The organism is Mucilaginibacter ginsenosidivorax (genome assembly GCF_007971525.1).
GTDB classification, from domain to species: Bacteria; Bacteroidota; Bacteroidia; order Sphingobacteriales; family Sphingobacteriaceae; genus Mucilaginibacter; species Mucilaginibacter ginsenosidivorax.
Map to the genome: position 1 here is coordinate 7,464,151 of NZ_CP042437.1, position 25,795 is coordinate 7,489,945.

Sequence of the window (25,795 nt, forward strand, 5' to 3'; positions counted from 1 at the left end):
AAATATATTTTTAACGGCGTAGTAATTACCGCTTTAGATCAGTGTTGAAATAATGAACGCGACTACCGAAATGATAAGGCCGAACATGAATACATTGTATGATGCACGTAACAAGCGGTATTTTTTACCCAACACCACACCTTGCGAGTAATTATCGCGTATAAGGCTACCGTACAGGAAATCGCTGTCGTCCATCATTTTAACCATTCCCTCGCTGTATTTTTCGAGGGACATGCGGTAAAAATTACCAAAAAATAAAAGGTTTACGGTTTTATTCTCGATATCATCATGGGTAAATACCCCGTTAGGTATCGATGGGCGTGTTGCCAGTATCGAAAAGGTGATGGTGAGCAAACTTACCCCAAGCAGCATAAAGGTTGGCACCAACAGGTTGGAATGTTCATCAATTTTACGAAGCACCAAACTAATAATAGCCGATAGAATGATGGAGTTCACCGTGATCATGATATGGGCTTTATTATCGGCCATATCGCTCAGTCGCTGGTGATTGCTGGAACTAATGCGGAACATGGTTTCGATACCGCGTTCTGGCTTATCCGTTTTATGCTTTTTACCATGCTTTTCGGTATCAGCCTTCTCATCATCTGTATCAGCCACAACATCTTCGTCGGTTATGGCTATTACGGGAGCCTTATCTTTTACCAGTGCCTGTTTGCCTATCAGCTTATCCAGGTTTTTTTGCTGCTGATCGCCAAGCAGCAGGCGGCAATAGTCGGTAAAATAACGGTGCGATTGCAGCAGTTCGATACTTTTTTGACGCCACACGTCTTTATCAAGTACAATATTTTTTACCTTTTCAATTTCTTTACGCACCAGTTTACTGCGTTCGTTAAAATCATCGGTTCCTAAATGAAAAAGATCGGCATCACATATAATTTCCTGTAACAAACCAACGGGTTTCTGTGGCATTTCGGTAGCCATAATACAGCCTTTTACTTTTTCAATTACCGCATCGCTTACTTTTAGTTGTTTAAGCTCATGCCCGGCAATGCTTATGCTCTTTGCTTCGTGTTCGGCTTTATCAGTAAAATATCCTGTATCATGAAACCATGAGGCAGCTACCACAACAAAAAAATCTTCGTCGCTAAGTTGGTAGTGGTTGGCAATTTTTGTAGCAGCGGCTACAACATCTTTAGTATGCTGAAGGTCGTGATAAATTAAATTGGGATCCTGGTAGGCATCAAAATAGGATATCACGTATTTTTTTACGTCTTCTAATAATTGTTGAAATTTCATTGGCCTGTGTAATTATTTAATCAAATTTATTCTAAAAATCCCTATTTGCTGCGGGTTTAATGTTATAAGCTAATTTATTGCCGATAATTAATTGATGCGGGCTAAATTGCATTACAACCAAAACTACTTTGCCAAACCTATGCCATTAATTAAATACCTAATTTTCAAATGCTTAATTAAAAATCATTGTCATAAAGGTTTGATATATCGCTAAATCACGGTATTACGTTGCTAAATTGAAATATAATTTAGTCTTTAGCTGCCGGATATGCTGAATCGGGACCTTCGTAACTGTAATTGTAAGGCGGATAAGGCACAATAAAAGTATCCTCAACCCGGGTAGACCGTTTGAAATACGGGATCCAGATTGCCGAAACAAGGCCTGCTCTTATTAAAAAGTACAAAGCCTGGCCAGCAACTTTATCATTATGCACGGTTAACGATATGATGTAAAAAACAACGCCAAATCCTAATGCATATAAAAAATAACCGGTAATAACTTTAGGGAATATATCGCGCTTGTTTAATAAAAGAATAAGGCAAAACACAGCCAGCATCAATAGTATGATATTGCCGCCGGCCCCAATAATCAGTAAAAGCTTGCTGCTAAAGCCATATTTACTTGTGGTATAGGAGTTCCAGGTGGCCATATCAAAATAATTGCCGTTAAAAATATTCCAGCAAACGCTAAGTGCAGTAGCTCCAAGGCCAATGGCTACCAGTATGAGCCAGCCACCAATAGGCATAAATGTTGAGCCATAGCTAAAAACAATTGCAGGTGTTTCGCGCTGATAAATCCACACGCCTAAAAAAATCAGGCCAACTACCAAAAAGCCGGCAAAAACAACCATCGGGTTGTTGATGTTTGATTCAGGGTCGGTGGTTGCCCCGTAACTAAAGCTGTAGCTCAGGCCGTCGCTGTTAAGCTTTTTGATATCGCTTTTAAATTCGTCCAGCTTATTTACAGGCACATTGTCCTTTAAATAAGCAAGTTTGTAATTAAGCTGTAAGGTATCGCCCGATGAGGTATAATCGGACGAAAATTTATAATAATCCCTTGTAATAGCATTGGTTCTGTCGGTAATATCCCAGCCGCCCTTTAATATAACGTTTATAGTATAGTCATAATCAAGCGGATAATTCAACGATACGGGCGTTTTTATTCTCCCGTTTAAAGATGGCAGCTGCTGCGAAATGTAGTTGGCATATAAATCGGCCGATTTTTTATTCGTCTCGGTATCTACCCTGAAAAAGTCTTTTATAGTATAGGTTTCCGTGGTGGTAAGTACGTTTTTATCCAGATCGTCATCTACGGTAATCGAGTCTTTTTGTTCGATTTTGGCGTACGTTTTAGCGTAATAATCCAGGTAGCTTTTTTCTGTTTCGGCCATGCCTGTTGAAGCAAGGTGGCTACGGATATCATCGGCTTCATTTAACGTATAGGTTGTTTTTACGGTGAACAATACCGGCGAATGGTCGTTTTTTACCTTATATATATCGTTAAAGATTACCTTGCCCGGCCTGGATTGCGGTATAGTAGTTAGCGAAGAATTGCCAGTTTTTAACACCAGGCCCTTACCATAATTAGGAAAATAGATATCGGTACCTGTGCCTCCCTGGTAATCAATCGTCGCGTCGACCCAAACTTGTTTGCCCTTTACGTTGGCAGTTACTACAGCGTGATCAAATGCATAGTAAGTTGGCAGGTAATTTTCAATATGTGCCCTAACGTTCGAATTCACCAGTACCATCGACGCATCTATTCCATCTGCTTTCAGCATTGATACCAGTAACAACGATTTATCTTTACAATCGCCGTAGCGCTGCTTAAACACTTTTTCGGGGTTGTTGGCCTTGTGCGAGTATTGTCCCATTTCTATACCCATATACCGCACCTCATTTTGCACGGTTTTAACTGCCTCCCGGAAATATTTTACCTGGTCGTTACCTGTTTTGGCCTTTATTTCGGTTATGCGCTGCGCCAGTTCGCCTTTGATATTGGTTGCTGCCGGATTAATGCCGAGCGCCCAATTAACCACACCTGCCCAGCCGTCAAATTCACTGATCTGTACACGGGGCCTGCTTTCGTACCAGGCAGGCTGGTTATCGTCATCATGTGCAGGTGGTACCTGGAAAGCCTCATATTGGTATCGCGTTAAGCCGGCACTTTGAGTAATAACCGCTTTAGGTATGGTATTGATGGCCTTGAAGTTTAATTTTCGTTGTGCCGATGCTACCAGCACTGTATACTGGTGCGCTATGGGTTGATACCATTGAAAAGATATATCATCACAAAAACGGCCATCAAAAATGGGGTTGCGGCCGGTGAGGGTGTACGAATATTCAATCCTGTCGCCTTTGCGGATGTCATCAAGAATTAACAATGCCGAATAGCTGCCCTGGTAAATAAAATTTGATAGGTCCTGCTCGTCGGCAATTACCTTAAAGCCGGCTACATTTAAGCGATTAATGGGCTTATTATTGCGCCATACGGTTATTTCATGAAAATCAAGACGCTGGAAGCTTGGATCGAAACTAACGTTTATTTGCGATGCATTTTGAATGCCGGTTTCAGATACTATCTCTTTAATTACATGGTGGTAATCGGCCTTCAGTTCAACGTGTATCTGCTGCTCTATAAGCGCGAAAAAATATCCTTTTTCTATGGTACGCGCCGATGGCCTTTGGTTGTAAGGTTTGCAAACACTTAACCAGCCGGGCCTTGGTGTTACATGTACCGCGGGCGTATTTGCCGCCATAACGCACTGGTTATTAATAAACAACAGTAAAATACCAGTAATAAGGCTAAAGTATAGTTTAAAGCAATTTTGCATACCGGCTATGAAAATAAAAAAAAGAAGCCGGATTAATAATTATTTATCAAATATTTAGCCTCGCCCCAAATTAATTTCGCGGCCACAGTAGATAGGTTTTATATGTTGATTAACAGATTGATGGTTATTTTACAGCAACAATATATCAATCTGGTGGGCATGCACCATATTTACCACCGGCGACCATGCAAAAACCGTAAACCTGCCGTCCTGCGAAGCCACCAATGCTATGGCATCCTTTTGATCGAACACAAACTGCGCTGCCGATAAATGCCTTGTACCGCCATTTTGCGCCGGGTGGATCACCCTGGTGGAGCAGCCAACAACCGGCTCGGTCACAACAATTTCTTCAACACGGGTGCTTTTTGATGAACGGCCTATTTTGGCCCCAAAGGCCAGCAGTTCATGTTTATCGTTAATTACAGTAGCACCATCTATAGATGTTAACCCGCCGATGGTGTCAACAGCGCGGCGCAATTTTTCTTGCCAGGGCGTATGGTACTTTTCAATTCCCTGGTGTATCATCAGGTCGGTAAGGCCAGAAAATGCGGGCGAAACAGGGTAGGAGATAGGCTGGATGATCGACTCCAGCCAGTCATCGCTGCCCGATGGAACCACCAGCAAAATACCGCCCCGTTTATGAGCCTGCATAGATGCTGCCAGTTGCACCAGCACATTCACCGGATCGTTCCATGACGATGGCAGGGTAAAATCAAGCATCGAGGTAAGTATATTGGGGCAGTCAGATAGGGTCGACCCGTTTTCGTCAACTACCTTTATTTCGTCGCCTTTTAAAATGGCAATATTTACAAACTTGCCAAAACCATCAACACGGCGATGTTTAATTACCAGCAGCCCTGGTTCAATTACTTCCAAAACAAAACAATAAGCAGGTATGGCAAGGGTTGTTCCCCAAACATATAGTTCACCATCCTCTAAACAAACGCCAAGGTGTATACCAGGCTGCTGTACGGCCGAAGCAAATTTGGTAAGTATGTTGGGGGCCAGCTTTATTTTATGGCCAAATAACAAAGGTTGGCCGGCGCTTTCGGGTGGTAAAAAAGCAAGCGTAAACTTGGGCGAATAACCTTCTTCGCGGCGCAAGCTTGCCCAGAAAGCTAAATCTATAAGGGTTTCGATAGTTTGTATATCAGGCGTAAGGCCAAGCTCGGCAGGGTTATCTGCCGCTAATGAATGGAAATGTTTAAAATGCCGTTCAATTGCCGGGGCAATTTTCCGGGCTGCTTTATAGGTTGGTTCAGAGGTAATTGTCCTTGATTCCATGCTGTTTTTAAGATGATGCCTGCCGGTATGGCCGGCTAAAAAAGATTGTCTACCAAAAATAGGTCATAAAAGCCGCCAACACAAACAAATGCCTCAAAATTGCAATTGGCGGATAATTAACCGCGGTGCGAATTAATTATATCTCTATTTTTGAAGTTCTAAACATCAGGATGTACGATATCTTTTTACAATACGTTGCCGATTACTCGGGCCTTACGCTTACCGAACATGAAATAAGGCTGATTGCGGATGCTTTTAAGCCTAAAAAGCTTCGCAAAAGGCAATACCTTTTACAGGAGGGCGATCCGTGCAAATATCTGTCATTTATCAATAAAGGGGCATTGCGGCAGTTTACCGTGGATGATAAGGGTAACGAACACATTGTAAGATTTGGCATTGAACGGTGGTGGATGGCCGATTATGAAGCTTTTATTTCCGGAACGCCAAGCAGCTACCACATTGAAGCGGTTGAAGATTCAGAATTGCTACAGGTAACCAAACCCGGCATCAATGCACTCAAAATATCGGTGCCTGCTATCAATTTTATGGTTGATAAGATGAACCAACGCAGTTATATTACGCATCAGCAGCGCATCCATTCAGCAATCAGCAACACTGCCGAAGACAGGTATACCCATCTTATGGAAACCTACCCGGCATTTTTACAGCGTTTTCCGCAAAACATGATCGCCTCGTACCTGGGTATTTCGCCGGAAACTTTGAGCCGGATACGTAAACAGCTGGCAGGCAAATAATTTATTTTTACTTTTGGCAAATGGATAACACCAGTGTTGCTAACAGGGCTAAACTACGTACCGGCATCAGTATTTTTTTCTTTATTTCGGGGTTTGGGTACTCATCCTGGGCATCGCGCATCCCATCATTGCAACAGCAGTTACATTTAAACGATGCTGAATTAGGGGTGGTGTTACTTTCCCTGCCAATAGGCCTGATGCTTACCATGCCTGTCACCTCCAAAATGCTCAGTTATTTTAGCAGCCGCAGCATTATGTTTTTCGGGATAACTGCATTTACTCTGCTGCTATGTCTGCCTGGTTTTACCGCCTATATGTGGCAGCTTATCCTGGTATTGTTTTTTATAGGCTCTATGCGTAACATAATTGCCATAACCGTGAACGCGCAGGCGGTAGGGGTGCAGGCCATGTATGATAAACCCATTATGGTTACTTTTCATGGCATCTGGAGCCTGGCAGGTTTTGCCGGGGCAGCGGTAGGCTATATTATGGTGTACTTTAATGTTGCGCCAACCTATCACCTTATTGGCGTGAGTGTTGTACTGTTTATACTTACACTCTGGTTTTATCCCAGTACGCTGGAGCAAGCCGCATACGGACAAAGCAGCACTACTGTTTTCTCGTTTCCAGACAAAGACCTCCTTAAATTCGCGCTCATTGCTTTTGCCTGTATGGCCTGCGAAAACACCATGTATGACTGGAGCAGCATTTACTTTCAAAAAGCGCTGCATGCACCTAAAGCTACCTCAACAGCTGCTTTTGTAGTTTATATGTTTTTTATGACACTTGGGCGCTTTACCGGCGATAGGATAGTAGCCGCCACCAGTATTAAAAAAGTGTTGAACTTTAGCGGCATATTTATTTTACTTGGTTTTTTAATGGCCGTGCTTTTACCTTATATATATACCGCTTTTATTGGCTATGCCATGGTTGGTTTAGGTATCTCATGTGTAGTGCCACTGGTATTCAGTATGGCAGGCAGGTCCAAAACATTAAAAAGCGGGCAGGCACTGGCGGCAATATCTACCGTTAGCTACCTTGGCTTTTTAATTATCCCGCCGTTTGTTGGCTTTGTAGCCCAGGCCGCCGGTTTACGCTGGGCATTTGGGATAGTATCGGGCTTCGGCGCACTTATTGTCATGATGGTTGCCCGCATCAAAGAAGAAGTGGAAGCCGCCGAAGTGTTGGGATAATCCATCAGAACATTGTTCCGATGATACCGGAAAAAAATCCTTAAATCGTGCTAAAACATTATTCCCGCAATTTTATTGGTTATATTGAACAATCAAAACTGTTAGCATGAATCAAATTCCATCGTTAAAAGACCAGTCGGCCCTGGTAACAGGCGCCGATAGTGGCATAGGTAAAGGCGTTGCCCTGGCGCTGGCCGCAGCGGGTGCCAAAGTAGTAATCAATTACGCGCACAACCAGGCGGCTGCCGATGATGTTGTAGCCCAAATCACCGCCTCTGGCGGCGAGGCCTTCGCTGTGCAGGCCGACGTAAGCCACGAAGACGATGTAAAAGCCATGTTTGCTCAAATGTTTGCCCGTTACGGCACCATTGATATATTGGTTAACAATGCCGGCCTGCAAAAAGATTCTAAATTTATAGACATGAGCCTGGCAGATTGGAACACGGTAATCAGCATCAACCTTACCGGCCAGTTTTTATGCTCTCGCGAGGCCGCTAAGGAATTTATCCGCAGGGGAGTAGTTGAAGATAGGAGCATGGCGGCCGGCAAAATCATTTGTATGAGCAGCGTACATGAAGTAATTCCGTGGGCAGGTCATGTTAACTATGCCGCCAGTAAAGGTGGCATCAGTATGTTTATGAAAAGTATAGCCCAGGAACTTGCGCCGCATAAAATCAGGGTTGTAGGCATTGGCCCGGGCGCTATTCAAACTCCTATCAACAAATCGGCCTGGGATACACCCGAAGCGCTTGATAAATTATTAACCCTGATACCTTATAACCGGATAGGCAAACCTGCCGATATTGGGCAGCTGGCAGCATGGCTGGCATCAGACCAAGCCGACTATATAACCGGTACAACCATATTTATGGATGGCGGCATGACTTTATATCCCGGATTTGCGGACAATGGTTAACTCCGTGTAAATTAAACATAAACTTATCGGTTTAGCAGTTTGCTAAATCGATATTAATCTGTTTTTGTGCTGAAGATATTGTAATTTATACACTAAGTAAATTGCGAAAAATTAAATTTTATACGTCAATTTGACTGTTATTATCAAATATTCATAAAAATTAAATTTTATTTGCCAAAATTACAACATTAGCCTATTTTTGTTGTGGATTTAAAATTTAACATAACATGAAAAAGATATTTATTACCACTGCAATAGCCGCTTTATTAAGCGTTAATGTATTCGCTGCCGATGGCGGTAAAAAAGCTGACGGAGGTGCAAACGTATCATACGTAGCATTACATGGTTTTACTGTTGACTTTGCTGATGCAACAGATGTAAACTGGACAGTAACTAAAAATTGCCAAAAAGCATCGTTCACTGTTGATGGCGTTAGGAAAACAGCTTTTTACAACCTTAACGGCGAATACCTTGGCCTAACTCAACGCGTTGACGTTAAAGCTATCCCTGCTAAAACAATGAAACAAATTAACAAAGATTACGCTGGTTACGAAGTAGGCGAAGTAATTGTTTACCAGGCTAACACCGAAGTAAATTCAAATATTGATGCTACTTCATACTTTGTTGATCTTAAAAACAACAAACACGAAGTGCTTGTAAGAATAACCCAACAAGCAAACCTTGAGTTTTTTCAACAAGTAAGGTAATTCTTTAAAAACATCACAACTATTTACAAGCCACCCTGGTATCCAGGGTGGCTTTATTGCTTGAATCGATTTAGCGGGGAGTCATTAAATAAATTAAAGCGCATTCAGGGTGTGTTTCAGTTCAAATAAACATTCGACCTTGAACCCCTCTATGCGACGCAGTCGGAGAGAGGGGCAGACGGGCGTAGCCTCGTCGGGGTGAGTCGACTCGCCGACATGCGATATACGTCATTCCCTTCAGAATTTCACGAAGTTTTAACACTCAGTATGACAGCAATTTTACAATGTCATTTTCCCTTCAACATTTTAAAATTTTCTACCCGGGCTAAAGGCAGGAGTTGCCCCTTGGAATTTAATGCAGGATGGCAAATTTGAAGCGAATAGTTCCTTGTTTAAAGCATTTAGCATTAGCTAAACCGATTTACAAGCCTTTCAATTCTTTAAGATATTGTAAAATATACACTAAGTGTATTGCCAAAAATTAAATTTTATACTTTAAATCCACTATAATTATCAAATATTCATAAAAATTAAATTTTAGTTGCCAAATTTATAATATTAGTCTATTTTTGTTGTGGATTTAAGATTTAAAACAACATGAAAAAGATATTTTTAACAACCGCAATTGCCGCTTTATTAAGTGTTAATGTATTTGCTGCCGATGGCGGTAAAAAGAATGATGGAGGTACCAATGTATCATACGTAGCGTTACATGGTTTTACCGTTGATTTTGCTGATGCAAAAGATGTAAACTGGACAGTAACTAAAAATACCCAGAAAGCAACATTTACTGTTGATGGCGTAAAGAAAACTGCTTTTTACAACCTTAACGGCGAATACCTTGGCCTAACTCAACGCGTTGACGCTAAAGCCATCCCAGCTAAAACAATGAAACAAATCAGCAAAGATTACGCTGGTTACGACATTAACGAAGTAATTGTTTACCAGGCTAATACCGACATCAATTCAAACATTGATGCTACTTCATACTTTGTTGATCTGAAAAACGATAAACACGAAGTACTTGTAAGGATAACTCAACAAGCAAACCTTGAGTTTTTTCAACAAGTGAAATAATTTTCCAAAAAAATACCCTTATACAAGCCATCCCAATTATTGGGGTGGCTTTTTTATTTTATCATAATTGCAATAATTACATTTTATCAAACAACTTGGCTGTTTAAACCTTTATAAAGTATTAGTTAAAATATTTATAATTATATGCCAAAGACTATTATTGTTTCTAACCGGTTACCTGTGAAAATCTCAAAGACTGATAACGACTACAATTTGTCGTCAAGCGAGGGAGGTTTAGCAACCGGCTTAGGTTCAATTTACAAGCAGGGTGATAACGTATGGATAGGATGGCCTGGTGTTGAAATTACAGAACAGCAGGATAAAGATACGGTAACAAAACAGTTGAAAGAATTGAGCCTGGTACCTGTTTTTCTCGACCAGGAGGAGATTAATCAATATTATGAAGGCTTCTCGAACGAGGTTTTATGGCCTGTTTTTCACTACTACGCATCTACCTATGCTACCTATAAGCAATCAAACTGGGATTTTTACCAGGCGGTAAATAAAAAATTCAGGGATGTGATACTCACTATTGCCGAACCGGGCGATGTTATCTGGATACATGACTACCAATTGCTGTTACTGCCGGCCCTGGTCAGGCACGAAATCCCTGATGTTTCTATCGGATTTTTCCTGCATATACCTTTCCCGTCGCATGAAATGTTTAGATTGATTCCCTGGAGATCGGAATTATTGGAAGGAATGCTTGGGGCCGACCTGATTGGCTTGCATACCTTTGATGATGTAAGGCATTTTTTAGGTGCTACAACCCGTATTTTGCCGGTAACATCTTCGGCAAATATCATCGCGACCGGCGAACGGTCCATCGTAGTCGAATCGTTTCCCATGGGGATTGACGAACAAAAATATGCATCGTTACCGCTGCAGGACGACGTAAAACACCAGGTAGAACTGATCAAGAATAACTTCAGGGATGGTAAACTCATACTGTCTGTTGATAGGCTTGATTACAGCAAAGGTATATTACAACGGCTTGCGGCATTTGAATTATTGTTGCAATTGTGCCCCGAGTGTATTGAAAATATAGCCCTTTACATGATAGTGGTACCATCGCGCGACACGGTGCCGCAGTACGCACACCTGCGCGACGAAATTGATAAGAAGGTGGGGAATATCAATTCCATTTACCGTACTATGGATTGGAGCCCTATCCATTATTATTACAGATCGTTTCCCCTCGAAACGCTTTCGGCCTTATATACTACCGCGGATGTTTGCCTTGTTACCCCGATGCGCGATGGGATGAATTTGGTGAGTAAAGAATATGTAGCCAGCCGCGTAAATAACGATGGCGTACTGATTATGAGCGAGATGGCAGGCGCATCTAAAGAGTTGATAGACGCTATAATTGTAAACCCCAACAATACCGGTGAGGTATGCAGGGCCATACTGCAGGCAATTAACATGCCCCTTGATGAGCAAAAAAAACGCATGATCCCCATGCGCCAGCTGGTGGCTAAATTTAATATCAGGCATTGGGTTAAAATTTTTATGGACAGGCTTAAGGAGGTGAAATTGATGCAGCGCTCCTTGCAAACCAGGCATGTGAGCAACACTACAGAGCAATCTATCATTAACCGGTACAGTAAAACCAAAAAGCGCATCATTTTTTTAGATTACGATGGTACACTGGTCGGTTTCAGATCGGCTATTGAGCAGGCCAGCCCCGATAAGGAGCTTTACAGCATCATTCAAAAGCTAACAGAGGACCCCGCCAACCAGGTTGTGCTCATCAGTGGGCGAAAGCATGAAAACCTTGACGAGTGGTTTCAGCACACGGATATGTACCTGATAGCCGAGCATGGCTCCTGGTTTAAACAACCGGGTACTACATGGCACAGAATTGCCGGCCTGTCTGACCAATGGAAACACGATATATACCCACTATTGGAAACCTACGTTGACCGCACGCCAGGATCGTTCATCGAAGAGAAAACATACTCGTTGGTATGGCATTACCGCAAGGCACAGGCCGGCCTTGGCGAGCTCAGGGCAGGGGAGTTGATGAATAACCTTAAATACCTGGCCAGCGATAAAGGTTTACAGCTATTGGCAGGGGATAAGGTGCTGGAAGTGAAGAATATGGATATCAATAAAGGCAAAGCAGCTTTAACCCTGACAGAGGGTAAAGAGTACGACTTTGTAATAGCCTTTGGCGATGATTATACTGATGAAGATATTTTTAAAGCCCTGCCCGAAAGTGCCATTACCATTAAAGTGGGTAGTAATATATCGGCTGCTAAATTTTACCTGCGCAACCCGCAGGAAGTACGAAAACTACTCACCAGCTTTACCAAACAACATGTAGGACAAGATTCACGGATTTTGCAGGATTGATGCAGACGTGCAGATTTGAAAGTATGACACTCAAAAATAGAAGACTGTCATGCTGAGGTACGAAGCATCTATTCGCGAACTTTTATAGGTCGTGCACAGTTGATAGATCCTTCGTACCTCAGGATGACAGGGAAATTGCACCCATTAACTAACGCCAACAAAAAATAAAACGAAAAATCGTCTTTTTAGAGGAAAATAGGCCTATCCAACTTAATAGCAATCCTGTAAGCCGCGTTCATTAATCCCACATGGCTGTAGGCCTGAGGGAAATTCCCCCACTGGCTGCCATCGTTTTCATCCACATCCTCGCTGAAAAGCAATAGGTGATTGGAGTACTTGAGCAGGTTGCCAAACTCGCGCTGGGCATCATCAATGCGGCCAACGCTGGCCAGTGCTTCAACGTACCAGAATGCACAGATAAGGAAAGTGGTTTTAGGTTTGCCAAAATCATCTTTATATAAATATCTGTAAAATAAACCATTAGATGCTTTTAGCTCATTTTCAAGTGCGATTAAATGATCTTTTGCCCGCTGCGATGTGGGGTCGAGGTAATTCATCATGATAAGCTGCAAGGTACTGGCATCCAAGTTTGAACTGCCTGCCGAATTGGTATATACCTTCCTAATGGGGTCATAGCAGCTTTCAATATGTGCAGCTGCGCGGTCTTTTAAAGATACAGCCTTATCAATTAGTTCCTGATTATCTATCGTGCGCGCCATTTTTTCGGCAGCTGATGCTCCCGCCCATTGAAACAGGTTGCTGTAACAGTGGATATTGGCCATGTTCCTGAACTCCCAAATCCCTGCATCTTTCTCGTCAATTGTAAATTCAATTTTCTTCAGCAAAAATTCAATCCATCGCACCGAGTCTTTTCTTTCGGAGAATACAAAGCGATGATCGGTATAAAGCGGTAACATAGAGATCATTACCTGTCCATAGATATCATTCTGAATATGTTCGGACGCCTGGTTGCCAACGCGTACGGGCTGATTGCCCAGGTAGCCTTCCAAATCGGTTAAAACATTTTCTACCAGGTCTTTTTTACCGGTAATGCTATATAAGGGCTGATACCGCTCATCTGTCGAGAAAGATATATCGGTAACATAGCTAAAATACCGCTCCATTTCCTCAAAGTGTCCAATGTGGTTAAGGGCGGTTATCACATAGTAAGTATCACGCAGCCAGCAGTACCTGTAATCCCAATTACGGCCACTTCCCGGTGATTCCGGTAAACTGGTAGTGCTGGCCGCAATAATGGCTCCTGTGTCCTCAAACTGGTGTATTTTCAAAGCCAGTCCCGACCGGATGACGTAGGGTTGAAAATAGGTGGCGATAGAGGAGTGTTTAATCCAGGTGCGCCAGTACTGGATAGTTTCGGATAAAAAACGTTCGGCAGTTGTAATCAGCGGCGCTTCCAGTGGTTCGCCATAGGTAAGGGCCAGGTATTTGATTTCGTTGAGCACAAATGGCTGCTCATCAAAAACATAGCTGATAGGTATATTGGTGGTTAGCCTGATGTTTTCTTCGCCGCCAAGGTATTGAATGTGATTACTACCCCGGTTTACCCTAAGTTTTACAGCACCGTATTCAGATACAGGCTCACATTTTACTTTAACCCTTGGCGATCCTTCGATGGCTTCAATTTTTCGGAACAACATTAATGGTTTATAATAACGCTGATGCTGATAAAAACGAGGGGCAAAGTCGGTTACCCGGTACATACCGCCGGTGGCCGGGCTTATTTCGGTAATCAACACATTGGTGTTTTCAAGATAATATTGATGCGACGTGTATTCACCTTCAGGTAAAATTGAAAACTCGCCGCCCTTTTTCTTGTCCAGTAAACCACCAAAAATAAACGTGCTGTCAAATCGGGGCCAGCAAAGCCACTCAATATTTGTGTTTTTGTGTATGTGCGCCAAAAAAGCGCAGTTTCCAATTATCCCGGTATCGTAGGTATGTCGTGCCATTAATGTTAGTTTTTAGCGTGGTTCAATTGTTCAACAACATACCTTGTGTAATGTTGGCGTAAAAAGCGGTATAATTTCTGATTAATTTGGATTTGTCAATTAATGCATATTAACTTAGTAGACTTTAAATCTACAAAAAACAATAGTCATGAGTTTACGATTAGGCGACAAAGCCCCAAATTTTCAAGCAAAAACCTCGGCAGGAGAAATAGACTTTTACGAATATCTTGGCGATAGCTGGGCAGTATTATTCTCGCACCCAGGAGATTACACACCGGTATGCACTACCGAACTTGGTAAAACGGCCGCGTTAAAAGATGAATTTGCTAAGCGCAATGTTAAGGTTTTGGCTCTTAGTGTTGATTCGGTTGAATCACATACCGGATGGATAAATGATATTAACGAAACGCAAGGCGTGGAGGTAAACTTCCCGATTATTGCTGATGAAGACCGTAAAATTTCTGAAGCTTACGATATGATCCATCCAAATGCATCAGTAAATGCAACGGTGCGCTCATTGTTTATTATCGGGCCGGATAAAGCTGTTAAGTTAATTATTACCTATCCTGCATCAACCGGGCGTAACTTCCAGGAAATTTTAAGGGTTATTGATTCGTTGCAGTTAACGGCCAATTACGGCGTAGCTACCCCGGCCGATTGGAAGGACGGAGAAGATGTTGTTGTGGTACCCGCTACCAAGACAGAAGACATCCCGGCCAAATTTCCAAAGGGTTTCACACTCATAAAACCCTACTTACGCACTACTCCGCAACCAAATAAATAATTTTATTTGGTTTATTAATTATTTTATATATTTGAAAAAGATAGGGTTATCTATTCCGTCTGAACATTAAAACCATTTTATTTTCAGTTTGGCTTTAGTTTTTAATCTCACAACAATTTTTAATACGATAATTATAATTATGAAAACTGGAAAAGTAAAATGGTTTAACACACAAAAAGGTTATGGCTTTATTGTTACCGAAGACGGTAAAGATCTTTTTGTACACTTTAAGGATGTGCAAGGCGGCGTAAATGCAATTAAAGATAATGATAGCGTTACCTACGAAGTGGAAGAAGGCAGAAAAGGATTACAGGCAGTAAATGTTAAAAAAGCATAGTTAACCAAAGTTCTTAATAAGAGACCTCTGCATACACAGGGGTTTTTTTGTGCTGTTTTTTTTAAATTATATACATAATTCTGCTACTTTAGCTACCCAATTATATACAACTATGACTGACTCTACCGCCGCCAGGGCAACCAGGAACATGATTTTCCTTGTACTCGTAGCTTCGCTTGGCTATTTTGTTGATATCTATGATCTTTTAATTTTCTCCATAGTAAGGGTACAAAGTCTTAAGGATATTGGTGTGCCCGCGGCCGAACTTTTGGCTAAAGGGCAATTCATTATAAATGTTCAAATGTTTGGCCTTTTGCTGGGTGGGATTTTATGGGGAATAATCGGCGATAAATTAGGTCGCATCAAAGTTTTGTTTGGTTCAATTTTACTGTACTCCATTGCCAATTTTGCCAATGGTTTGGTAACCGATGTAAATACGTACGCAGTTATCCGTTTTATTGCAGGTATTGGCCTTGCCGGCGAACTTGGTGCCGGTATTACCCTGGTATCCGAGACACTAAGTAAAGAAAAGCGTGGTTATGGAACCATGATAGTGGCTGTTATTGGACTCTTCGGCGCGGTGGCTGCCGTAAACGTAGCTAAATACGGATGGCAACGGGCTTATTTTGTAGGCGGCGGTTTGGGTATCCTGTTGTTGTTGCTACGGATAGGCACTTTTGAATCGGGCATGTTTAAAAACGTGGAGCGAAGCGAGGTGTCTAAAGGGAATATGTTAATCCTTTTTACCAGTTGGGACAGGTTTAAAAAATATCTTTTTTGCATTTTAATAGGGGCGCCGCTCTGGTATGTAGTTGGAATATTGGTAACCTTTAGCCCCGAGTTTGGTGTTGCATTGCATGCCAAAGATACCCTAAGTGCCGGCACTGGTGTATTGTATACTTACATAGGTATTTCAGTCGGAGATATTTTTGCCGGCTTACTTGCCCAGGTAACAAAATCAAGAAAACTTACTATGGCTGTATTCCTGCTGGTTTCTGTGGGATGCGTGGTATATTATTTAAGGGCATTTGGCTTATCATCCCAGCAATTCGTCTGGATTTGTTTCTTTATGGGATGCTCTGTTGGTTATTGGGCAACTTTTGTGACAATAGCAGCCGAACAATTTGGCACCAACATCCGCTCAACAGTTACTACTACGGTCCCGAACTTTGTAAGGGGCGCGCTTATACCTATCACCCTTGCTTTCAATGCTTTTAAAGTACATTACGGCATGATAACCAGCGGCTATATCATGATGGGCATACTTACTCTAATTGCCTTACTCTCATTAAGCCAGTTAAAAGAAACCTTTGGTAAGGATTTGGATTATGTGGAGATAAGTTAGGTTGGTTAATGGTTGGAATAAGTTGATTGAGTTTGATTGGGTTGATTAAGTTGGATTAGGGCAAATGATTTTTTAAATTAATTTTACGCAAAGTCTATTAATTTACTCCTTTGAATCAGTTCAGTTTTTTAAGCCCAAAGCGGTAGTCAACTCAATCCAACCTAATCAACTTAATCCAACCCATTCAACTCAATCCAACTTAATCAACCAAAAAAATTACATTTGCATTAATGATTAGCAAAGAACAAATAGCTGCAGACTACCAACAGATACAGGACGAGATATGTGCGGCGCTTGAACTGACAGATGGACAGGCTAAATTTGAAGAAGAAAAATGGGAGCGGGAAGGCGGCGGCGGCGGCCGTACGCGCATTATTCAAAATGGCAATATTTTTGAAAAGGGGGGCGTAAATTTTTCGGCCGTGCATGGCCATCTGCCCGATACCATGAAAAGGGCTTTGCAGGTAGACTCTGATGATTTTTTTGCGACGGGTGTGTCTATCGTGATTCATCCAAATCATCCAATGGTGCCCATCATCCACATGAACATCCGGTATTTTGAGATGCCATCATCTATGTCGGGCGATAAGCCACCTGTCCGGTGGTTTGGCGGCGGCATCGACCTTACACCGCACTATGTTATTGATGGGGATGCTAAGTTTTTCCATACCAGTTTAAAAAACGTTTGCGATAGCTATTATCATGATTTTTACCACCGGTTTAAACTTTGGGCCGATGATTATTTTTTTATCAAACACCGGCAAGAAACCCGGGGCATAGGCGGCGTTTTTTATGACAGGCTTACCGCCAATGATGAATTATCATGGGAAAATATTTTTGATTTTTCGAAAGCGTTAGGCCGTTCTTTTATCCCAACTTATACCGAGCTGGTAAACCGTAACCGCAATAAATCATTTACCGAAGATGAGCAATTGTGGCAATACCAGCGCCGCAGCCGCTATACCGAGTTTAACCTGGTTTATGATGCCGGCACCAAATTTGGGCTGGAAACCAATGGGCGTATCGAATCGATATTGATGAGCCTGCCGCCAACCGCCAAATGGGTGTATAACTACCAGGCAACGCCGGGCAGCGAGGAAGAAAAAACACTATCTTTACTAAAAAAAGGGATTAACTGGGCTTAATATCATTACCTATGAAAAAGCTTGTGCTGCCAATTTTAACAATTTGCTTTTTATGCTCATTTGCCGCGATGGATTATCCGCTTAAAGGCGTATGGGAATATAGGGGAGGCGTGGTTAACGGCAAAACGGATAGCGCTTCAACGGCCTATACTTTACAGCGTACTTATGATAAATTACACTATAAAGCCGTTTTAAAAGAAAAAGGCGAGAAGGATGTGGTTTATGAAAAAGGAGACTACCAATTGCTGGCCGATACCTGTTTGGAAACACAAACCTACAGCCTGCAATCCTCACAATTACTTAATAAGATAGTGAAATATACCTATACAATTAGTAATGATACACTTAAATTATTCACCGTTTTACCCAACGGTAATAAGGTTGAAGATCACTGGGTAAAAATCAAATAAACCAAACCTGCAACGTTAATAAATTAGTTGGTGTGTATAAATTATGCATGCATATTGTTGCCAAAATTGGCACATTAGTCAACTATTTTCTTAACTTCGCAGGTCGTTTAAAAATCAATTTTTAACACGAAAAACAGAGAGAAGGTTCTACAAATAAATAAAAATGGCTGACGATAATTCAAGCAAAGAAGACAGAATAATTTCGATAAATATTGATGAGGAAATGCGATCTGCGTACATTGATTATTCAATGTCGGTGATTGTTTCCAGGGCGCTGCCCGATGTCCGCGATGGATTGAAACCGGTACACAGGCGTGTTTTATTTGGCATGCTTGATTTGGGTTTAAATAACAATAAGCCCTACAAAAAATCGGCCCGTATTGTGGGCGAGGTAATGGGTAAATATCACCCCCATGGTGACAAATCTGTTTACGATACCATGGTGCGTATGGCCCAGGAGTGGAGTTTACGCTACCTGCTTGTTGAGGGACAGGGTAACTATGGTTCGATAGATGGAGATGAGCCTGCGGCAATGCGTTATACCGAGGCCCGCTTACAAAAGCTTGCCGAAGAGATGCTGGCCGACATCAACAAAGATACCATCGATTTTCAGTTAAACTTCGACGACTCGTTACAGGAGCCAACCGTTTTACCTGCAAAATTCCCTAACCTTTTGGTTAACGGCGCTTCGGGTATTGCGGTGGGTATGGCCACCAATATGGCGCCCCACAATTTATCAGAGGTTATTGACGCTACTATCGCGTTAATTGATAACCGCCAGATAGAGGTTACCGAGCTGATGAAATATGTAAAAGGCCCCGATTTCCCTACAGGTGGTATTATTTACGGTTTTGAAGGCCCGCGTGAGGCGTTAGAGACAGGCAGGGGCAGGATTGTTATCCGGTCGCGGGCCGAGATCGAAACTCACGGAAACGACAGGGAGCGTATTATTGTTACCGAAGTACCTTACCAGGTAAACAAAGCGCTGATGATTGAGCGTACTGCCGAACTGGTGAACGATAAAAAGCTGGAGGGTATTTCTGCTATCCGCGATGAATCGAGCAGGGAAGGTATCCGCATAGTTTATGAGATAAAACGCGAAGCTAATGCAGCTATCGTACTAAATAACCTGTTCAAATATACTGCTTTACAAACATCATTTAGTGTAAACAACATCGCGCTGGTTAACGGCCGCCCGATGATGCTGAACCTGAAAGACCTGATACACCACTTTGTGGAGCACAGGCATGAGGTTGTTATTCGCCGTACCAAATTTGAACTTGCAGAAGCCGAAAAACGCGCCCATATTTTAGAAGGCTTATTGATAGCCTTAGATCATTTGGATGAAGTTATCCGCCTGATACGCGCATCACAAACTCCTGACGAAGCAAGGGAAGGTTTGATGGCCCAGTTTGGATTAAGTGATATCCAGGCACGCGCTATATTGGATATGACGCTTCGCCGGTTAACCGGACTTGAGCGTGATAAGATCAAGGACGAATACGCAGCCTTAATGAAACTGATTGAGCACTTGAAATCTATCCTGGCCGATGAAGGTTTAAGAATGCAGATTATTAAAGATGAGCTGTTAGAGATCAAAGAAAAATACGGTGATGAACGCCGTACCGAAATGGTTCACTCTTCTGCCGAAATGCAGACAGAAGACTTTATTGAGGATGAAGATGTGGTTATCACTATATCGCGCGAAGGTTATATTAAGCGTACGCCTTTAACCGAATATCGTCGGCAGGGCAGGGGCGGTAAGGGCTCTATCGGCAGCAATAGCCGCGATGCCGATTTTATTGAGCATTTATTGGTTGCATCCAACCATAACTACATGCTATTCTTTACCGAATCGGGCCAATGTTATTGGTTACGTGTATTTGAAATTCCCGAAGGAACACGCACCTCAAAAGGACGTGCTATCCAGAATATCATCAATATCCCTAAAGAGGAGAATATTAAGGCATACATCAAGCTTATCAGCCTTAAGGATAAAGAATACCTGGAGAACAACTTTATTATTATGTGTACCAAAAAAGGTACCATTAAGAAAACTTCTTTGGAAGCGTACTCTCGTCCGCGCGCAAACGGTATCAATGCTATCAACATTAATGAGGGCGACTCATTATTAGAAGCAACCTTAACTACAGGCAGCAGCGAAATTGTTATGGCGCTTAAATCGGGCAGGGCTATCCGCTTTAACGAGTCGACAGTTAGACCAATGGGCCGTACCGCAACAGGTGTGCGTGGTATTACTTTGGATGATGAAACAGATGAGGTTGTTGGTATGATCAGCATCAACGACAGCGAGACAACCGTATTGGTGGTATCTGAAAAAGGCTATGGTAAACGTACCGATATTGACGACTATAGGGTAACCAACCGTGGCGGTAAGGGTGTAAAAACTTTAAATATTACCGAAAAAACCGGAAACCTTGTTGCCATAAAAGGTGTTACTGATAAAGAAGATTTGATGATCATCAACAAATCGGGTATTATTATTCGTATCGCCGTGAGTGAACTGCGCACAATGGGCAGGGCCACGCAAGGTGTGCGTTTGATAACCCTCAAAGGTAACGACGAGATAGCTTCGGTTGCTAAAATTGAGCACGACGAGGATGAAGAGAAGGAACTTGATGAAAATGCAGAAGCAGGTACAGCGGAGGAAAACGACGCGACCGAAAGCAGCGAAGAATCAAAAACTGACGAACCACCAACTGAATAACAAATATGCAGTGCCGTAAAATTGTTTTATCGGTTTTAATACCATTCATGACTACAACTTTTGCCTTCGCTCAGTCCGAAGCGCTGAAAGTTGTAGTTAATAACCTTGCTTTCTACAAGCAAAGTAAAGATCTGAAATACCTGCGGGCGGCAAAAAAATCGGCAGATAGCCTGGTAGTTACCAAATCAGATTCGGCAGATTTAGCTAAGAATACCTACCGGGCGTTGATTAACGCAAGTATTTTATTTATTGATTCTGCAAATACGCTGGGACAGCCTGCCACATTATTAGCACAAACATCAGATCTTACCGACAAGCTCTCGGCCAAAAGCAAGATATATAATTATCAGCCCGAAATGGATTATGTAAAACGGTGCCTGACCAACGTTTACATCAGGAAGGGGTTTGAATTTGTAAATAATTCTGATTTCGCTAACGGCCGGCAGTCATTTGAAAATGCCAAAAAGTACGCCCCTAATTTTAAGCAAATCAATGATTACATAGCCTATGCCAATAACAAGATGGGGAATTTGGTAGATGCGGCTAAGTATTACAGTAACCTGTTAGCCGTAGATAGCACCCGTACCGAGTACATTGAAACAGCGTCGAGTATTTATAAATCGTTGGGTGATACTTCAAAAGCACTGCAGATACTAAAAAAAGGCAGGAAACTTGTGCCAAACGATCGTTTTTTACTGCTTGACGAGGCAAACATCTACAACAATTTAAAGGACTATAAAGCGTTAGAGCCATTAATTGCCCAACTACTTGATATTAATTCAAATAACGCCGATATTGCATTCGTAGCAGCCAATTGCTACGACCATCTGAACAAATATGACCAGGCCGAATCGCTTTATTTACACACTATTGAATTAAATGGATCGGCTTATGATCCGGCATTTAATTTGGGTTTGTTATATCTAAAGCAAAGCGCTTTAACGAAGCAGGAGGGGGAGAGCGATAGAAATATCGGTATGGCTATTCAATGGCTCGAAAAAGCCAACGAAATATCGCCAAATAACGTAAAGGGTTTGCAAGCACTGCAAATTGCATATGCAAAAACCAATAACAAAGATCAACTTGATAAGATAAACAATAAATTAAAACAGCTAACTAATTAATAAAACATGAAAATCAAACTTTTGATGGCTGGCCTTTTGGGCTTAGTTTCAGCAACAACGTTTGCACAAAAAGGCGAATTGAACACTGCCAAATCAGAATATGAAAAGTATGAAGGTTTAAGGGGCACACCTTTAGCCAAAGCAAGTTTAACTACTGCCCGCACATCAATTGACAAGGCTGCTGCCAATGAAAAAACAGCAACGTTGCCGCTTACCTACGCATTAAAAGGTGCAATTTATTCAACCTATGCTAACCAGGATACGGTGGCTGCTACCTCATTACCGTTATTTACAGCTGCAGAAGAAGCGTTGAAAAAAGCTAAGGAACTGGATACTAAAGGCGAGAATAAGCAATTGATAGAAACCGGCAACCTGAATTTAGCCCAATATCAACTTACAAAAGGTGTTGCCGAATACGGAAGCGGTAAATATGACTTGGCTTATAAATCATTTGATTATTACCGCACCATATTACCTGAAGATACCAATGCAATTTATTACACCGGGTTATCTGCGGCAAATTCAAAAAACTATCCTGCGGCGATATCAAATTATACAAAACTGGTGACTACTAAGTTTTCAAAAGTTCAAGGCGTATATCTTGATCTGTCGTCTGTTTATTTGTTAAATGCAGATACCGCAAACGCACTTAAGGCAGTTACAGAAGGTGTTGCAAAATTTCCCAACAACGCAGAGTTACGCAAGAGAGAAATAGAAATAAGCCTGCAAACCGGTAAAGAAAAAGAAGTATTGGAAAAAATCCAAACTGCTTTAGCTGCCGATCCTAAAAACAAAACGCTGTATTACTATGCTGGTTTAACATATTCGCAAACAGCCGAGGCATTGGGCAGAGATCAAGCCAAAGCAAAAGACGCTGCCACAAAAGCTAAATTACAGGCAAGCAAAGTTGAGAATTATAACAAAGCCGCGGAAATGTACAAAAAGGCGTTAGAAATAGATCCAAACTATTTTGAAGCTAACTTAAATTTAGGTTACGTTATAATCAACCCGGCTATTGATGATTACAACGCCGCTAATAAACTGCCAGCTAACAAACAAAAAGAATACGATGCCGCTATTGCAAAAGCAAAAGCGCAATTTGAAGCAGCAAAACCGTATTTGCTAAAAGCTGCAGATTTGAATCCAAAATCTGTTGATGCATTAACAAACTTACGCACTTATTACCTGGGCGTAAAAGATGATGCTAACGCGACAAAAATCAAAGCTCAATTAGACGCAATTAAATAACTAAGAAGGGAAGGCTTAAAAAGCCTTTCTTTTTGATATTTCAATTTAACATAATGTTAATTATGTAATAGTTTGTAAATAATCCAGATTGCCCAATTCTGATTGTTTAACATATTCCAAATTATCAACAACATTTGATTAACAAATGTTGTACTTGAGATTAAAATTGGTCTGATAGCAGCGATTGTCGCGATTCATTGAGGAAATTAAAAAAAAACCTAAAATGCAAAATGCCCGTAGTTTCTAAACCCGGGCATTTTGCATTTTAGCCAATAGAAAATTACATCTTTTTGGCGGTATCTTTTTTCACAGTATCCTTTTTTGCAGTATCAGTTGCTGCTGGTGGTGGTGTTGTTGTCGAGGCAGAATCCATTTTAGTTGTATCAGAACCGCCTGCTTTTTTTTCAGAGCTACAGCCGGTTACAATAGTACCAGCCATTGCCGCGACAAGTACGAAACTTAAAATTTGCTTTTTCATAGTTATGCGTTTTAGATTGTTTACCGTTAAATTATTACAGTACTAACCAGCTTGCTGATAAATTGTTTCTGTTAATTTGAATATTGTGTTAAACATCAAATCCGTTTAATAAACTCGCACAGTACAATGTTTTTTATCATAAAGTTTACAATTGGAGTACCGGCTAACGTTGTTTTTTGAATAAAAAATCCTGATATTTAACTTCTATGGTTGTATCGGAACGAGTACTAAAGTGGGCAATGCGTTTGTACCCTCCCCTCCTTTTGCAACGTATTTGGGTGGTAAGTTTTTATGAGGGTTATAAAGGAGTTGAAGTAAAAATCAAAAAAAGCTTTTTAAACAATAATTACAACAATTCAATTTTTGGGGGGACGCTTTTTGCCGCTGCCGATCCGTTTTACCCATTGTTATTTTATCAATTGTTTACAAAAAAAGGATACCGTTTAAAGGTTTGGTCAAAATCAGCAACTGTAAAATATTTGAAACCAGCTTCAACCGATCTGCATTTTAAAGTCATGTTGGGCGATGCTGAAATCGCCGAAGCAGAGGATATATTGAAGAAAGTTGGGAAATATACGGGGCATCATCCTATTGACATATATGATAAAGACGGTGAAATATGTGTTTCATTAATGAATGAGGTTTATGTACGTAACCTGGATTTTATCGATCAGAATTTATAATTTTAACCGATGACTACTTTTATTGATGATTCTCGTTTTACTGACAATGGTTTTATTATATCAACAGATAAGCATTTATTGCCTATTGATGTTATATACAACTATTTAAACGATGATTCTTACTGGGCCCAGGGCATTTCACGAACAACGGTTGAAAAAGCGATAGAAAACTCCATGTGCTTTGGCGTCTATAAAAAAGGTACTTTCGCTGGTTTTGCAAGGGTGGTTACGGATAAAGCAACTTTCGCATATCTGTGTGATGTGTTTATTTTACCCGAGTTCAGAAGATTGAACCTCTCAAAATGGCTGATGCAAACTATAGTTAACGATCCTGATTTGCAAGGATTGCGTCGCTGGTCGTTGGCTACAGCCGATGCTCATGGCCTATACGAGCAGTTTGGCTTTTCGAAAATAAGCAAGCCGGAAAGATGGATGGAAATATTTGCACCATATATAAAGCCTCAGTAATTAGTTTAAGGAAGCGGGACGCATAATGAATATTAAAAAACTGATTTTTGAGGGCGAGGGAGTTAAACTCGATTTTAAAAAGACAATTACCAGCTGCGAAAAGATAGCCAGAACAATGGTGTCATTCGCCAATAATAAAGGTGGTAAGCTATTAATTGGCGTTGCCGATGACGGAAGTATTAAAGGGGTAAAATCTGAGGACGAAGAGCGCTACATGATTACCAGGGCTGCCCACATGTTTATCAGACCAGCGTTGGAGCCTACTTTTGAAGAAGTGTATGTTGACGACAAACTGGTATTGGTAGTAGATACTCCACCCAGTGACCTTAAACCCCACTACGCTCTTGCCGACGATGGAAAATGGTGGGCTTATGTAAGAGTAAAAGATAAAAGTGTATTAGCCAGTAAAATTGTACTGGAAGTGCTTAAAAGGTCATCAAGCGAGCAGGGAGTATTAATAGAATATTCGGAGAATGAAAAAACGCTTCTCAATCACCTGGAAAAATCTAACCGGATCACAATAAAAGAGTGCAGTGAACTACTAAAAATGGGGCGACGACGCACCCAACGTATTTTGGTTGATCTGATACTTTCTGGACTCATCCGGATTAATACAACCGAAAAAGAGGAATATTATACAGCTTGTTAGTTCGTTCTTTGTCGGCTTCAATCACTACTTTTGCACCCCTGCAAA

Annotated in this window: 22 protein-coding genes; 17 read left to right on the top strand and 5 right to left on the bottom strand. The window is 41.5% G+C overall.

What is annotated here, in order from left to right:
• Positions 1-33 precede the first annotated feature (33 nt).
• From FSB76_RS30635 to FSB76_RS30645, 3 genes are all read right to left on the bottom strand, one after another.
• Positions 34-1,257, bottom strand: a complete 1,224-nt coding sequence (locus FSB76_RS30635; RefSeq protein WP_147060331.1) for a Pycsar system effector family protein — start codon at positions 1,255-1,257, stop codon at positions 34-36.
• Between the two features lie 248 nt (positions 1,258-1,505).
• The gene (locus FSB76_RS30640) at positions 1,506-4,091 is read right to left on the bottom strand and encodes a DUF3857 domain-containing protein (protein ID WP_147060333.1); all 2,586 of its coding nucleotides are present in this window, start codon (positions 4,089-4,091) and stop codon (positions 1,506-1,508) included.
• A gap of 129 nt (positions 4,092-4,220) precedes the next feature.
• Positions 4,221-5,375, bottom strand: a complete 1,155-nt coding sequence (locus FSB76_RS30645; RefSeq protein WP_147060335.1) for a putative sensor domain DACNV-containing protein — start codon at positions 5,373-5,375, stop codon at positions 4,221-4,223.
• Positions 5,376-5,545: 170 nt separating this feature from the next.
• Between FSB76_RS30645 and FSB76_RS30650 the strand changes: the two genes are divergently transcribed.
• From FSB76_RS30650 to FSB76_RS30675, 6 genes are all read left to right on the top strand, one after another.
• The gene (locus FSB76_RS30650) at positions 5,546-6,130 is read left to right on the top strand and encodes a Crp/Fnr family transcriptional regulator (protein WP_147060337.1); all 585 of its coding nucleotides are present in this window, start codon (positions 5,546-5,548) and stop codon (positions 6,128-6,130) included.
• Between the two features lie 20 nt (positions 6,131-6,150).
• Positions 6,151-7,323: an MFS transporter gene (locus tag FSB76_RS30655; protein WP_147060339.1), complete on the top strand. Its 1,173-nt coding sequence runs from the start codon at positions 6,151-6,153 to the stop codon at positions 7,321-7,323.
• A 106-nt stretch (positions 7,324-7,429) separates the two neighbouring features.
• On the top strand, positions 7,430-8,239 hold the full coding sequence (locus FSB76_RS30660) for a glucose 1-dehydrogenase (protein WP_147060341.1): 810 nt from the start codon (positions 7,430-7,432) through the stop codon (positions 8,237-8,239).
• 227 nt (positions 8,240-8,466) lie between these two features.
• On the top strand, positions 8,467-8,946 hold the full coding sequence (locus tag FSB76_RS30665; protein WP_147060344.1) for a hypothetical protein: 480 nt from the start codon (positions 8,467-8,469) through the stop codon (positions 8,944-8,946).
• A 597-nt stretch (positions 8,947-9,543) separates the two neighbouring features.
• Complete coding sequence (locus tag FSB76_RS30670) at positions 9,544-10,023, top strand: hypothetical protein (RefSeq protein ID WP_147060346.1); 480 nt, start codon at positions 9,544-9,546, stop codon at positions 10,021-10,023.
• Between the two features lie 144 nt (positions 10,024-10,167).
• Positions 10,168-12,381, top strand: coding sequence for a bifunctional alpha,alpha-trehalose-phosphate synthase (UDP-forming)/trehalose-phosphatase (locus tag FSB76_RS30675; RefSeq protein WP_147060348.1), 2,214 nt, complete (start codon positions 10,168-10,170; stop codon positions 12,379-12,381).
• Between the two features lie 185 nt (positions 12,382-12,566).
• Here FSB76_RS30675 and FSB76_RS30680 read toward each other — a convergent pair whose 3' ends face one another.
• Entirely contained in the window at positions 12,567-14,351 is a 1,785-nt protein-coding gene (locus FSB76_RS30680; protein WP_147060350.1) for a glycoside hydrolase family 15 protein, read from the bottom strand.
• A gap of 148 nt (positions 14,352-14,499) precedes the next feature.
• On the opposite strand from FSB76_RS30680, the gene FSB76_RS30685 reads away from it, so the two are divergent.
• From FSB76_RS30685 to FSB76_RS30720, 8 genes are all read left to right on the top strand, one after another.
• Complete coding sequence (locus FSB76_RS30685) at positions 14,500-15,135, top strand: peroxiredoxin (RefSeq protein WP_147060352.1); 636 nt, start codon at positions 14,500-14,502, stop codon at positions 15,133-15,135.
• A 139-nt stretch (positions 15,136-15,274) separates the two neighbouring features.
• The gene (locus FSB76_RS30690; protein ID WP_090650362.1) at positions 15,275-15,472 is read left to right on the top strand and encodes a cold-shock protein; all 198 of its coding nucleotides are present in this window, start codon (positions 15,275-15,277) and stop codon (positions 15,470-15,472) included.
• A 112-nt stretch (positions 15,473-15,584) separates the two neighbouring features.
• Positions 15,585-16,817, top strand: coding sequence for an MFS transporter (locus FSB76_RS30695; RefSeq protein WP_147060354.1), 1,233 nt, complete (start codon positions 15,585-15,587; stop codon positions 16,815-16,817).
• A gap of 230 nt (positions 16,818-17,047) precedes the next feature.
• Entirely contained in the window at positions 17,048-17,962 is a 915-nt protein-coding gene (hemF, locus tag FSB76_RS30700; RefSeq protein WP_147060356.1) for an oxygen-dependent coproporphyrinogen oxidase, read from the top strand.
• Between the two features lie 11 nt (positions 17,963-17,973).
• The gene (locus FSB76_RS30705; RefSeq protein ID WP_147060358.1) at positions 17,974-18,372 is read left to right on the top strand and encodes a hypothetical protein; all 399 of its coding nucleotides are present in this window, start codon (positions 17,974-17,976) and stop codon (positions 18,370-18,372) included.
• Between the two features lie 163 nt (positions 18,373-18,535).
• Positions 18,536-21,100, top strand: coding sequence for a DNA gyrase subunit A (gene gyrA / locus FSB76_RS30710; RefSeq protein ID WP_147060361.1), 2,565 nt, complete (start codon positions 18,536-18,538; stop codon positions 21,098-21,100).
• Positions 21,101-21,147: 47 nt separating this feature from the next.
• Positions 21,148-22,224, top strand: coding sequence for a tetratricopeptide repeat protein (locus FSB76_RS30715; RefSeq protein WP_147060363.1), 1,077 nt, complete (start codon positions 21,148-21,150; stop codon positions 22,222-22,224).
• Positions 22,225-22,230: 6 nt separating this feature from the next.
• Positions 22,231-23,472, top strand: coding sequence for a tetratricopeptide repeat protein (locus FSB76_RS30720; RefSeq protein ID WP_147060364.1), 1,242 nt, complete (start codon positions 22,231-22,233; stop codon positions 23,470-23,472).
• Between the two features lie 280 nt (positions 23,473-23,752).
• Here FSB76_RS30720 and FSB76_RS30725 read toward each other — a convergent pair whose 3' ends face one another.
• The gene (locus FSB76_RS30725) at positions 23,753-23,950 is read right to left on the bottom strand and encodes a hypothetical protein (RefSeq protein ID WP_147060366.1); all 198 of its coding nucleotides are present in this window, start codon (positions 23,948-23,950) and stop codon (positions 23,753-23,755) included.
• Positions 23,951-24,156: 206 nt separating this feature from the next.
• Between FSB76_RS30725 and FSB76_RS30730 the strand changes: the two genes are divergently transcribed.
• The 3 genes from FSB76_RS30730 to FSB76_RS30740 are packed head-to-tail and all read left to right on the top strand — an operon-like array spanning position 24,157 to position 25,750.
• Positions 24,157-24,633, top strand: a complete 477-nt coding sequence (locus tag FSB76_RS30730; RefSeq protein ID WP_147060368.1) for a DUF4442 domain-containing protein — start codon at positions 24,157-24,159, stop codon at positions 24,631-24,633.
• Positions 24,634-24,642: 9 nt separating this feature from the next.
• On the top strand, positions 24,643-25,101 hold the full coding sequence (locus FSB76_RS30735) for a GNAT family N-acetyltransferase (RefSeq protein WP_147060370.1): 459 nt from the start codon (positions 24,643-24,645) through the stop codon (positions 25,099-25,101).
• Between the two features lie 25 nt (positions 25,102-25,126).
• A complete protein-coding gene (locus FSB76_RS30740) occupies positions 25,127-25,750 on the top strand; it encodes an AlbA family DNA-binding domain-containing protein (RefSeq protein WP_147060372.1) in 624 nt (207 codons plus the stop codon).
• The last annotated feature ends 45 nt before the right edge of the window (positions 25,751-25,795 follow it).

What these genes read in the sequence shown, in the direction of transcription:
- FSB76_RS30635 (WP_147060331.1), bottom strand. Translation starts at nt 1,257, where the DNA reads ATGAAATTTCAACAATTATTAGAAGACGTAAAAAAATACGTGATATCC.
- FSB76_RS30640 (WP_147060333.1), bottom strand. Translation starts at nt 4,091, where the DNA reads ATGCAAAATTGCTTTAAACTATACTTTAGCCTTATTACTGGTATTTTA.
- FSB76_RS30645 (WP_147060335.1), bottom strand. Translation starts at nt 5,375, where the DNA reads ATGGAATCAAGGACAATTACCTCTGAACCAACCTATAAAGCAGCCCGG.
- FSB76_RS30650 (WP_147060337.1), top strand. Translation starts at nt 5,546, where the DNA reads ATGTACGATATCTTTTTACAATACGTTGCCGATTACTCGGGCCTTACG.
- FSB76_RS30655 (WP_147060339.1), top strand. Translation starts at nt 6,151, where the DNA reads ATGGATAACACCAGTGTTGCTAACAGGGCTAAACTACGTACCGGCATC.
- FSB76_RS30660 (WP_147060341.1), top strand. Translation starts at nt 7,430, where the DNA reads ATGAATCAAATTCCATCGTTAAAAGACCAGTCGGCCCTGGTAACAGGC.
- FSB76_RS30665 (WP_147060344.1), top strand. Translation starts at nt 8,467, where the DNA reads ATGAAAAAGATATTTATTACCACTGCAATAGCCGCTTTATTAAGCGTT.
- FSB76_RS30670 (WP_147060346.1), top strand. Translation starts at nt 9,544, where the DNA reads ATGAAAAAGATATTTTTAACAACCGCAATTGCCGCTTTATTAAGTGTT.
- FSB76_RS30675 (WP_147060348.1), top strand. Translation starts at nt 10,168, where the DNA reads ATGCCAAAGACTATTATTGTTTCTAACCGGTTACCTGTGAAAATCTCA.
- FSB76_RS30680 (WP_147060350.1), bottom strand. Translation starts at nt 14,351, where the DNA reads ATGGCACGACATACCTACGATACCGGGATAATTGGAAACTGCGCTTTT.
- FSB76_RS30685 (WP_147060352.1), top strand. Translation starts at nt 14,500, where the DNA reads ATGAGTTTACGATTAGGCGACAAAGCCCCAAATTTTCAAGCAAAAACC.
- FSB76_RS30690 (WP_090650362.1), top strand. Translation starts at nt 15,275, where the DNA reads ATGAAAACTGGAAAAGTAAAATGGTTTAACACACAAAAAGGTTATGGC.
- FSB76_RS30695 (WP_147060354.1), top strand. Translation starts at nt 15,585, where the DNA reads ATGACTGACTCTACCGCCGCCAGGGCAACCAGGAACATGATTTTCCTT.
- hemF (WP_147060356.1), top strand. Translation starts at nt 17,048, where the DNA reads ATGATTAGCAAAGAACAAATAGCTGCAGACTACCAACAGATACAGGAC.
- FSB76_RS30705 (WP_147060358.1), top strand. Translation starts at nt 17,974, where the DNA reads ATGAAAAAGCTTGTGCTGCCAATTTTAACAATTTGCTTTTTATGCTCA.
- gyrA (WP_147060361.1), top strand. Translation starts at nt 18,536, where the DNA reads ATGGCTGACGATAATTCAAGCAAAGAAGACAGAATAATTTCGATAAAT.
- FSB76_RS30715 (WP_147060363.1), top strand. Translation starts at nt 21,148, where the DNA reads ATGACTACAACTTTTGCCTTCGCTCAGTCCGAAGCGCTGAAAGTTGTA.
- FSB76_RS30720 (WP_147060364.1), top strand. Translation starts at nt 22,231, where the DNA reads ATGAAAATCAAACTTTTGATGGCTGGCCTTTTGGGCTTAGTTTCAGCA.
- FSB76_RS30725 (WP_147060366.1), bottom strand. Translation starts at nt 23,950, where the DNA reads ATGAAAAAGCAAATTTTAAGTTTCGTACTTGTCGCGGCAATGGCTGGT.
- FSB76_RS30730 (WP_147060368.1), top strand. Translation starts at nt 24,157, where the DNA reads ATGGTTGTATCGGAACGAGTACTAAAGTGGGCAATGCGTTTGTACCCT.
- FSB76_RS30735 (WP_147060370.1), top strand. Translation starts at nt 24,643, where the DNA reads ATGACTACTTTTATTGATGATTCTCGTTTTACTGACAATGGTTTTATT.
- FSB76_RS30740 (WP_147060372.1), top strand. Translation starts at nt 25,127, where the DNA reads ATGAATATTAAAAAACTGATTTTTGAGGGCGAGGGAGTTAAACTCGAT.